The 8,362-nt window shown below is 65.0% G+C and carries 5 protein-coding genes and 1 pseudogene; 4 read left to right on the forward strand and 2 right to left on the reverse strand.

The features are described 5' to 3' along the window. The first annotated feature begins 1,774 nt into the window (after positions 1-1,774). Positions 1,775-2,113, forward strand: a complete 339-nt coding sequence (locus QZV94_RS20275; RefSeq protein WP_293681121.1) for a hypothetical protein — start codon at positions 1,775-1,777, stop codon at positions 2,111-2,113. 16 nt (positions 2,114-2,129) lie between these two features. After that, positions 2,130-2,189 (forward strand): hypothetical protein, encoded by a 60-nt coding sequence (locus QZV94_RS25280; RefSeq protein WP_367254964.1) that lies wholly within the window; start codon positions 2,130-2,132, stop codon positions 2,187-2,189. Between the two features lie 1,679 nt (positions 2,190-3,868). Here QZV94_RS25280 and QZV94_RS20280 read toward each other — a convergent pair. Together QZV94_RS20280 and QZV94_RS20285 are read right to left on the reverse strand one after the other, a co-directional pair. After that, a pseudogene (locus tag QZV94_RS20280) lies at positions 3,869-4,338 on the reverse strand (IS5 family transposase); the annotation flags it as partial. Between the two features lie 568 nt (positions 4,339-4,906). After that, positions 4,907-5,134, reverse strand: a complete 228-nt coding sequence (locus QZV94_RS20285; RefSeq protein ID WP_293681124.1) for a hypothetical protein — start codon at positions 5,132-5,134, stop codon at positions 4,907-4,909. A 1,627-nt stretch (positions 5,135-6,761) separates the two neighbouring features. On the opposite strand from QZV94_RS20285, the gene QZV94_RS20290 reads away from it, so the two are divergent. Next, positions 6,762-6,938, forward strand: a complete 177-nt coding sequence (locus tag QZV94_RS20290; RefSeq protein WP_293681127.1) for a hypothetical protein — start codon at positions 6,762-6,764, stop codon at positions 6,936-6,938. Positions 6,939-7,756: 818 nt separating this feature from the next. Further along, positions 7,757-8,362 (forward strand): pilus assembly protein N-terminal domain-containing protein (locus QZV94_RS20295; protein WP_293681130.1); only part of this gene is annotated, 606 nt, incomplete at its 3' end.

Here is an 8,362-nt window from a genome sequence, read left to right on the forward strand (position 1 = left end):
TCTGGAGCAGACGTATGAGAACCTCCGGCTCCGCCCCAGCCTTGGAGGCGTGGCCTACCTCGATCCCATCCGGCCGAAGGGCGGCCAAGCCAAGGTGGTCGATGACCGCTTGGTCGCTCCCAAGCCGCGCGCGCTGGCGACTGTGAGCTGAGCCGACGGCCCACGTCAGGGGCGCAATCAGGGCACGGACCTGGGTCAGCGGTAAAACCAAAACGAACGGCCGGTCCCGATTATCCGTCATCGTCACGGTCACGAAGGCTCCATCGTTGGCATCGCCTGTCCCTTGAAGGTGGGTCACCAAGACTTGCGCAGGTGCGGTCATCCTCTACTCCCATCGGGGCACTGCTGGATCAGCCGCAACGGCGGCTCGGTGCTATTCTGCAAGAGATCGCAGAGGTGCTCCACCTCCGCAATTGGTAGCCGGGTCACTTGTCCTGCATCGGCCGCCGGGTCAGCAGCACACTCATAGGCGGGGACGCCATCGCGCGTAATGTAGCTGTTCGGTAGTCGAGCTTGCGGTCGTGACGGCGCTCCGTGGAGGCTTCTGCGTGGGGCTCCGCTCGCTGCTGGGGCTCCGGATCTGTCTTGTTCACGACGTCCAGCGTGTCCCAAGTCCGATGCGCCGGCGGTTGCAGTGCTCCGGGACCGGCTTGCCGGCGGCCCGGAGCACGATCCACTGCGGCCATGACCGCAGGCCGCCACCTCGAACAGCTGGCGGACCTCGACCAAGCTGATCCGCTCCCGATCCTCTTCAGCCAGGCAGACGCCTCCACCGCCACATCTGACAGGGCGTCAGGGTCCAACGCCTCGGCCGCCATGGCTGCCGCGATGGCCTCCTGGTCGATGCTGGTTGCGATCTCGCCCTGGATTCGAACAAGGCTGCGATCTCGGCATGCTTCAGCTTGCGGAACTCGACCTTCGCAGCGCCCTGGCCATCACGGTCTGGTCGACGATGACGGCATTGAAGGCCTGGGTCACTCATGCCGACACTGCCATCGTCGGCCTGCCCTTCGCGACGGGCGGCCAGCCCAGTTGGGACAGGCTGGCCGCCCTCTGCGCAGGAGTTTCGGTAGCCGCAAGCTCGGCTTCCTGCACGTGCCAGACCGATCTGCGGCGGTCCGGACAGGACCCTGGCTGCAAGCCACGGGCCAGTTGAGCTCTGCGTCCCGCCTAGAGGTGGGAACGCTTTGCGGCAGACGATGCGGGTCACCTTGGTCATCGGCCATTCCCTCCTTCTTGGCCGCCGACGCGGCGCATGAGGTCGCCGAGGAACTGGTTGCCCACAGCACGTCAGATTTGTCAGAACTCTGACATCGGCAAAGATAGACGCCCGCTATGCCGCTTTCCCAGCCTCCCCCGTCGCGAGCCACGCAACGGACAGACCACAGGGCGGCCTCTTTGGCAGACCGCATTCCGGGCGAGGAGGCAGGGCGACCACGAGTCGCCCGGGACTTGATAGAGGCTGTGGTCGGGTCGGGCGGCAACGCCACGATCCGCTCGTCAGCATGCATGAGGCCCTCACAGACAGCCGCTTGCTGGGCGCTCCCGGGCCCGTCGTGGCTGGCATAGCGGACGCTGCATCGCCAGCATGGGCGAGGCCGTGACCAATAAGGAGCGGGAGGTATTCACGGCCCTGACCGGCCGCGAGCGCGAGCCGTTTAGCCTTGTGGAGGAACTGCGGGCAGTCGTTGGACGGCGAGGGGGAAAGACCCGCGCAACGGCACGTTGACGACCTACGTCGGAGCGCTCTGCAGCTGCCTTAGGGGACTCAAAGATGGTCAAGCCGTTCAACTCGGCCGCGCTTGCTGGCCTTGCGTCCGGCGCCCTCTTAGCAACGAGCGCTCAAGCTGGCATTGTCGTCTATGACGGCTTTGAAGGCTATGGCAACGCCTCCATTCTGAATTTAGGGAAGGCGCCGCAACCCCTGTTCGACCAGCTGGTGGTTGAAACTGATGGCAACGTCGACCTCGTGAAGGACCCCGACTACGGGATCGTCACGCCCTACGGTCAGTTCTTCTCTGTCGATCTCGCGCGCCTTCGTCACGACGGCCAGCAACGACAACGTCGGTCCGCTGCTCGACAACTTCCGCCTGAGGGTCGGTGCGCTTCCTGAGCCGTCGACCTGGGCGATGGTGATCATTGGCTTCGGGGCTGCGGGCTCTATGACCCGCCGCAGGCGTGCTGCCTGACCTAGCGAGCCGCTGATTTGACGATTTGAGCGGCGCCAGCGAGAGAGCCGGGGCCTTGTCTGGGCGTCTACCGAAGGCGCCCGGCGCGTCATGTCATCGCCAGCACGCGTCCGAACGCCCGCACTAGCGCGATCGTCAACAGGGTCGCGCCCACCGGGTAGGCCGCGAGGAGTGTAAGCTCGACTCGGCGCGCGCGCCGGCGGGCGCGACGCGAGTGGGGTGAAGAAAGCACTGGGCGCCCCTTTTGCCCGACATGATCGAGGTAGTAGAAGGGGACGACCCTTCTGCAAGGTTAAGGCCCTCAAGATCGCTAAAAGCCTCCACGCGTTCGCCCTGGGAACCCGTCAATGGGCGGAATTGCACTCCGACGCGCTGGCCCACCACACCTGCATACCGCCTCGGGGCACGCCGTGGAATGCAAGCACCTTGGCGTCTGTCGGCCTCAGCGCCGGTGCAACCGCGCCCATGCCTACGCAAGGCCGCTCGACAGTCGCGACCGCCTCAGCCTGGTCGGGTTCCCACACAGCACCGTAGTGTCACGGGATGCGCGATCCCCCGCGACTGCCCGGAGTTGCTGAACTCGAAGCGCCCACCGCCGCTGTGCCTGGCGCAGATCAAACGCATTTGGCCCGCAGCTTTCAGGCTGCATCATGTCCAGACCGTCGTAGACCGGTCTGAGACGTGCAGGAAAGCCGTGCGTGCGGCTATAGAAACTCCTGCGCAGAGGGCGGCCGGCCTGTCCCAACCGGGCTGGCCGCCCTCTGCAGGGCGCATGCGCCTCTCTCCGTTTCAATGCCTGGGGCCGGCTTCCCCCGCACTACCCCGGGCAACGCGATCAGCGCTGCAGGGAGGCCTCCGACATCAGCTTCGGAGATATCGGTGACCCATCGTAAGCCACATGGGCGGACATGCGTATACACCCGCGCTGTTCGCCAAGGATCCGCTCGCCAATGCAGGATTGGCTGACGCAGTGACCCCTGTTTGCTGCCAATCGCCATGTCGTCGAGAGCTTCGGCCCGCCCTCGCGACACATCCAGCCCATCGCTCGGACCATATCGACACCCGCCGAACGAGCCTCCACTCGCACTTCACACGCCCCACACAGACGCCCTTCACTCGGCCCCTAGCCACAAACCGCTACCTTATATCGGCTACCCGCCCCCTTTGGGGGGACCGCAGCTCTCGTTTCAGCGAGTCCATTCGAATATGAGCGCGCGTACAACCGCGTTCAGGCCTGCGCGGGCGTGCTCTACAGCCTCGACCGCGTCTATCCTGTCAGGCATCCATACTGCGACCGCCCGAGCTTCGGACGCTCGCGGTTTCACAACCGACACCAGCCATCCGCTCACGCTCGCCGTGTTAGCAGGCACATCGACTGTCCCTAGCAAGGTCGCCCCCCTCCCGGTCCCGGGGGGGCGCCGGAGGGGGGCGGTGCTCTTGGTCCCTTGCACGGAAGCCAAGCGCAGCGTGACTATACCTCACCACGCCCCGCGGGCCATGGCATCGCCCGCACGCGCGCGAACGCCTCACGAGGCGATCATGCCACGTTCCGTTGCGTGCGGCGTTCGTGCCGAGTTCACATCGCCTGATCACCGAGCCGCACGGCTACTCCTGCGAACAGGGCGGCGATCATGCAGCGTTTCCGGGGCTCTCGGGCGGGAGACTAGGGGCTGTGGACACTAGCGAAGCCAAATGATGATGGCGGCGAGGGTGACGACGGCGAGGAAGTTCCTGGCGGTCTTCTCATAGCGGGTGGCGACGCGGCGGAACTGTTTGAGTTTTCCGATGCAGCATTCGACCTGCTGGCGCTGGGCGTAGAGGTCGGCGTCGAGCGGGTGCTTGATGGCGCGTGATGGATTGTTGGGGATCACGGCCAGCGCGCCCTTGTCGGCGATGGCCTGGCGGATCGGGTCGCTGTCGTAGGCGGTGTCGGCCATGACCACCGCGGCCGGCAAGCCCTCGATCAAGGGGAGGGCCTGGGGCGCATCGCCCATCTGGCCGGCGGTGAGATGGAAGCGGACCGGGCAGCCCAGTCCCCTTACGGCCAGGTGGATCTTGGTGCTCAGGCCGCCTCGAGAGCGGCCAAGGGCCTGATCTTCAGACCCCCCTTTTTTGCCCCGGAAGCATGCTGGTGACCAAGCCGTAGAACGACACGGTGTCGGGCGCCGTCGACGCGCGTCTCGTCGAACTTGCGAGGAGTCCGGCAGCTTCAGCGACCGCGCGAGCCCGGTGCGGCGGGGTTGTTCGCGGTGACGACCAGCACCTGGGGGCCGCCCCGCCACGCACACCCGCACTCAGCCACACGGCCGCCAGCGAGGCGCTTCCGGACCTCTGAACGCCGGGCAGCAAGGCGGAGATCTGGACAAGACCATTCAAAGGCAGTCTCGGGGTCATTGTTGTCGGGCGTGAGCGCTGGCGACGTCGGTGTTAGCCCGGACAGCGCGCCAACGTGCCTGTCGATGGCGACGCCGCCGTATCGGACCTCTATCCCAGGTAGACGCGACCCATCCCAGACGTTCCAGTTCGGCCACGGGCAGCCGAACGTACTCGGCCGCGTCCTTGGCGACCAGCAGGCTCTGCAACGGTGCGCTCATGCTAACGCGCGAAGAAGAGGATCGCGCCCACCAGGATCGCGCAAATCACCTTCTCGGCCCCGGGGCGGCAGCGGGCTGGAACGCCGGGATAGCGCCAAGCACCCGCACCCGATACCGAACCGTTTACGGAAGTTTGCCCTCGGCCTGGGGCCCGGCGAGAATCCCCTCGCCCTCGGCGTGTTCGACTGCGGCGTCCATCCTCATGATGTCGATCGCAACGATCATCGCTTGCAGCAGATGCTCGCGGGTCGCCGCCGGCCAGCGATCCTCGGCCTCGGCGAAGATCACGTCGGGCTTCATGCTGGCGTGCTCGTGCATGAACTTCGCGAGGCCGGAGAACTTGTAGGTCATCGGTCGTCCGGGCTTCCCCAAAGGTGACGCAGCGTAGCAAGCAGCAACCTCATCCCCGTCCGCCTTGATTTGGGCGAAGTTTTGACCGCTGGCGCCACATTTCGTGCGGAGAGGTGCTCGCCGTCGACCGTGCCGTCGCGGCGCTGATGCTGTCGGGTGATTGATTAGTTCGGCTGACCATTGCTCTACCGAGCTCTTCGGGACGTTCGCGCGTCGGCGAACGAGTCGTCCGAGATCCTTGCAATTGGCGATCGTCATCGCTGGCTCGGACATCAGTCGTCGCCCGAGATGGCGCCGCGCGACCGCATTTCAGAGACTAACTAGCCGCCTGCGGTGCGCATCCAGGACGCGTTCCTGTCGCGCCTCTCAAGCCCGAACTCGTGACGGAGTTGGTCTATCGCCACGTGCAAGTCATCGAGGTGGCGCGCCGGCTGGTACTCGAGGCGCTTACCACCCGTTCGGACGGCAGCCGTCGCCGGTGAACGCATCGAACTCCTCCCGGTCGATCTCCACGCATGACAGAAGTGGCCGGAAACGCCGTGTAACGGACCGCTCTGTTCCCACCTTCATGTGCGATGATCTGCCGCTTTTACCTCTGACTCCCGCGATGGTTCTCCTACCGCAGCTATGGCGCGTGTCGGTGCCAAGCCTGCGGGAATGGAGAAGCGGTTGGAATATGCTCTTTGCGAGCGTGACGGGCACGATCGCCTGGTGTGCGAGGAGTTCCGCGCTCCTGATGATCTGGTCGCTGCCGCGCGAGCAGCGGACGCAACAGAAGGTGCTCCGTTCGAACTCTGGCGTGCGGGCGAACTCATTTCTCAATTTTCGCCCGCACCGGATCCTCAATTGCCCTTCGAGGTGGCTCGCAGAGACTGATCGCACGTCACCATTCTGAACCTGATATTCCGAAGCGGCGGCGCGTTCTCGAAGATCAGCACCGAGATCAACGGCGCCAACGGGGCCTGGGAGCAGGTCGTGTCCCGACGAGCAGGCGCAAGAGCCTCAGGGTTTGACTGAACCGGCCCCTCGGGGAAAACGTCGGGACCCGCTGCGCATGCCAAGCTTGAGTGCAATCCGGCACACCCAACTGTGACGGCGCCTTGCCAGCATCGCGCGTAAGCGAAGATTTGCTTGAACAACAGACGGTCGCTTGCGCTGGCGCCGCAACCACCGAGCGCGCTCGCGTTCGTTTTCCAAGCATCAGGCGATCGCTGCCCCTGTTCGGATGATCATCGCAGGGCAATCGCTTTGCCCTGCCCGGTGAGGCCGCACCCGGGCCGCTCTTCAAGCGGGGCAGCGCTTTTGGCGACGTCACGATGGCGATCGATTCCCGCGGCAACATCACGTTGGATTGCTCGCGGCTCGCGGCGACCTCTGATCTGGGAGGTCGACTACTGCGATCGGGGCTGAAGCGGGTCCGCTGACTCGGCGAACCCATCTCACCTGCAGGTTTGACAATCGTGCGGCGTCGTAGCCGGATGACCGCACGGACGTCGAGGGTTCACTGACCAGCTCAGCTGGCGCCTCCTCCAGCCGTCCAATTGGAGAAACCCGACGCGTCTCACGCGCGAAACAGTTCCAGCTTACCATTCTCGCATGGGTGTGCGGTCGGCGCTATGGTGAAGCCATGAACGAGGACACCAAGGCAGAGCAGCGCGCTCAGCTCCAAGCGGAGCGGGACACGCTGGTTTTCGGGCTGGAAAAAGCCCGGCAGTACGGGGCCTCTCCGGAGAGCATCATTGCCTTAGAGGATGGGATCAAGGCCGCGGACCGACTGCTTGGGAGGTTGGAGTCCGGGGCCTGAGGGTTGCGCGGAAAGAGCCGCTTCGCCGTGCGGCACGGGCTGGCCGCGCTACCGCTGGCGACGTTGAGGACACGCGCGACGAGCCGGAGACCCGAATGCCGGCTGCCAAGGCAACGCCTCGGCCTACGCGCGCAAACATTGCCTCCCGGCGGGCGACGGTTGCTTGATGCAGGCGGGGGGGCGGCGGCGATGCTGCCCGCGTGACCAGGCCGACGAACTCTCGTCGGGCGGTTACCGGTCGTTTCGCCACCGGACGTCGTAGCTGTCCGCGAAGGGCGGCCCATCCTTTGCCCGACATGGGGGGCGGCCTCCGTAGCGCCGCCGAGGTACCAGTACTCAAGGTGCGGACAGCACAGGCGTCCCGACCAAGCGAATGAGGATGTCGCGTTGTAAGTGACTCCCATCGCCGGGTTCGAGGAGGTGTAGCGGCCGAAGGGCCGCTGGAGAACTGGCCGGTGTGAGCGGTCGACGCTTCACGTTTCAGAAGAACTGTTCGCGCGGCGTGCCGGACACGAGGTGCTACCCTGGAAGCATACCAGGTAGTGCTCGGAAAACCCCGGTGCGGACAGACTTAGTAAGACCAATTCGGATCTATTACCTCGTAGTTGGGATGATAATCTACTTCTAATGAACATATAAGCTGCCGATTTCCATTCAGATATTCATCATAACTTAGCGGGTACCCTCGAAATGTCTCCGCTCTGGCAGGGACCCAAGCGCTAGCGCCGTCGATGCGAATCTTCCGCCCTCTCTCGGAGGCCCCGCTTGCGGGGCTCGGCAAGCCTAGGTTCGCGTCATGTCGCCGCCTATGGCTCGTAGTGCTGTGCTGGCTGGTGCTTGCGCCGCTCGCGCAGGCACAGATCCTGCCTCCCGAAAGGGTCCCCGTTGCCACTCTGCAAGTTGCGGTCGCCAAGGCCGAGGCGCTGACCGTGACGGGCGACATCGAGCAAATCGTTGTTTCGCAGCCGGAGACGGCGCAGGTGAGCATCGGCGGAGACGACAGCATCTACGTCACCGGCCGCCAAGCCGGGTCCACGAATCTCTTAGTCTATGGCCCCGGCCCCCAGCTTCTGCAGGTGATCGACGTCAATGTCGGCCCAGACGGCCGCCAACTTCAGGACGACCTCCGCCTGGCACTACCGGGTGAGACCATTAAAGTGGTCGCGCTGAGCTCCAGCCTCATCCTGATGGGCGCCGTTTCTACGCCTCTGGCGGCCGCCGTTGCCCTCGACCTCGCTGAGCGAGCAGCGCCAGGAGAGGTCATCTCGATGCTGGACGTCCCACCTAACCAGGTCCTCCTGGAGGTCAGCATCTTCGAGGCCAGCGAAGAGAACTTGCGCGATGTGGGCGTGGATCTGAGGGGGGCGGGTGAGCACGCTGAGTTCCGGTCCGGTTCCGGCTTGGTCGGCCCTGAAGCGCCCCAG

It is taken from the genome of uncultured Phenylobacterium sp., assembly GCF_902826855.1.
Classification (GTDB): domain Bacteria; phylum Pseudomonadota; class Alphaproteobacteria; order Caulobacterales; family Caulobacteraceae; genus Phenylobacterium.

Coding starts and splice junctions, on each gene's coding strand:
- QZV94_RS20275 (WP_293681121.1), top strand. CDS start 1,775: ATGGTCAAGCCGTTCAACTCGGCCGCGCTTGCTGGCCTTGCGTCCGGC.
- QZV94_RS20285 (WP_293681124.1), bottom strand. CDS start 5,134: ATGACCTACAAGTTCTCCGGCCTCGCGAAGTTCATGCACGAGCACGCC.
- QZV94_RS20290 (WP_293681127.1), top strand. CDS start 6,762: ATGAACGAGGACACCAAGGCAGAGCAGCGCGCTCAGCTCCAAGCGGAG.